Here is a 2121-nt window from a genome sequence, read left to right as displayed (position 1 = left end):
GCTCGGTGTCGAGGACGGCGACCTGCTCGGCGACGCGCGCGCTGTCGACCTCGTCTTGCTCGCCCAGGGCCGCGGTCAGCGACGACTCAGCTGACAGCACCCGCGTGGCGACCAGCTGCTCGAGTGCGGACTTCAGCTGCGCGGTCGCCTCGCCGGCCCAGCGATCGAGCACCGCGCGATCGCGCAGCAGGCCGCGGGTCCCGACCACCCAAACGGTAAGAGCAAGCCCTATGGCCGCGCATGCGACGGCTCCGGCGACGGTCAGGCCGGGAGTCAGGTCGGCCAGCAACCGGCTGAGCGTCAATGCCACGCCCAACCCGAAACCGGCGCCTAGCAGCATCATCAGCCGGGTCTCCAGCCGCCGCGACTTCAGTTGTGGCGCCGGTATCTCGATCGTCGGCAGCGCCGTGGACGCCGGCGGGTCGACCGTCAGGCCCAAGGTTTGCGTGACGTCGGCCAGATGCGTGGTGATGCCCTCGTCCATCTCGACAACGACCTCGTCGATCCGGCTGCGGGCATTGGCCTCGAACTCCGGCAGCTGGCGCCGGCTCAAACTCCCCGCGTCTTCCTGCAACTCGGTGCGCACCGAGGCACAGCGGTTGCGGGCGAAGTACGACAGCTGAACTCGAGCCTGCTGGGTCTGGCTGCGCAGTGCGATCGCCCGCTCGGATTTCGACAGCCGCCTCTGTCGCAGGATGTCGCTGCGCTGCTCCCGTAATGCCTGCACCCGTGCTCGCCGGCCGGCGCCGTCTGCATCACGGTCGTACCGGTCGGCGACGGTCTGCAATCGAGATTCCCACGACCGCAACCTGTTTCGCCGGGCAAGTGTCTCGTCGCCGAGTTGCTTGCGTACTGCGGCGGCTAGGTCGTCGAGGCGGGGTTTACCGCCCTCGGGCTGGGCAGCCACGCCTACCCAGGGCACGTCGCGGTAGCGCGCCGCGTGCGCGGCCAGCACGTCGCGGTTGGTGGCCAGCACATCACGCCACGTGCGGTGCACGTCGATCTTCGACACCACACCGATCACCGCGTCGGTGTCGGCGGTTGTGGCGTCGAGCAGCAGGCAGTCTGATTCGGTCAACGGGGTAGCAGCCGAAACGACGAACACCACCGCCGTCGGCGCCTCGCCGGCCGCCAGATCGGTCGTCTCGATGAACGTGCGTTTGGGCAGCCGTTTGGTCAGCGCCGCGACCACGCTGCTAACCCCGGCCAGCCAGGGACCGGTCACCAGGACCACGTCGCGGCGCACCGTGATCGGCGAACTCAGCCGCGGCCCGATCGCCGCGACCATTGCATCTACCGCTGTGTCCGCTGCTGCCTGGTCGGTCACGCTCTACTCCCGACGTTTGACCATAGCCTTAGCGAACCCCTGACGATGTCGGCGCCACAGGCGCGGTGCAAGCCCGCCACCGGCCCGCGGCTATATCGTTGCCAGCCCACGGCGCGGCGCAGATACGCGTCGGCGCTGTCGCAACGATCGACGGTCACGCCGGCCGCCTCGACGACGTCCACGGCCACCGCCATCCGGGCCAGCACCGTGTCGTCGCGAGCCAAGAACTCGCCCACTCGCCGAGCGGTGACAGCCAGCGTCTGCAATTCAGCTATCGCGTCTAGCAATCGTCGGTAGCGCACCTGCGCGCCGACCGACTCGATCTTGTCGACGACGTCGTCAATGCAGCTCAGGCGACGCAATACGGCGCAAGTTTGATCGCGGGCTGCGCCGCGCCGGATCGCGCCCAGGGCCTGCTCGACGCCGAACACGTCGAGGGTGTCGAGCAGCCGACGGCGAAGCTCGATCGCCACCCGCGGTTCGTCGGGTGGGCTGGCCAGCGTCTGCAGCGCAGCCCAGATCGTGTCGTCCACCAAATCGTCGAGCACCGCGACCGCGAGCACCCCCACCACCGGCTCGATCGGCACACCCGTACGCGCGGAAAGCTGCGCGCAGCGGGTTCTCGCCGCAATAGTCGGCCCGTCGGGGTGGCGGCCCGGCTGCCTGGTAGCGATCAGGTCTGCCTTGTTCAGCACCGTCAAGACCGGTCGACCGACCCCAGTGATCGCCGCACGATCCTCGGGTTTAACCACTTCGGCGATGACGTAGACGTCCACATCGGCTGCTCGTGATGT

The 2121-nt window shown here is 68.6% G+C and carries 2 protein-coding genes; both read right to left on the bottom strand.

Features of this window, described 5'->3' with window-relative positions; genetic code table 11:
- The coding region (locus WB785_RS01095) for a hypothetical protein (protein WP_424076862.1) at window positions 1-1288 on the bottom strand (1288 nt) is incomplete at its 3' end.
- 35 nt (window positions 1289-1323) lie between these two features.
- A partial coding sequence (locus WB785_RS01090) for a hypothetical protein (RefSeq protein ID WP_424076861.1) occupies window positions 1324-2121 on the bottom strand: 798 nt, incomplete at its 5' end.

Source organism: Mycobacterium sp. (assembly GCF_049585075.1).
Classification (GTDB): domain Bacteria; phylum Actinomycetota; class Actinomycetes; order Mycobacteriales; family Mycobacteriaceae; genus Mycobacterium.
The sequence above is the reverse complement of the archived record's forward strand: the minus strand, read 5'-3'. Positions and strand labels throughout refer to the sequence as shown.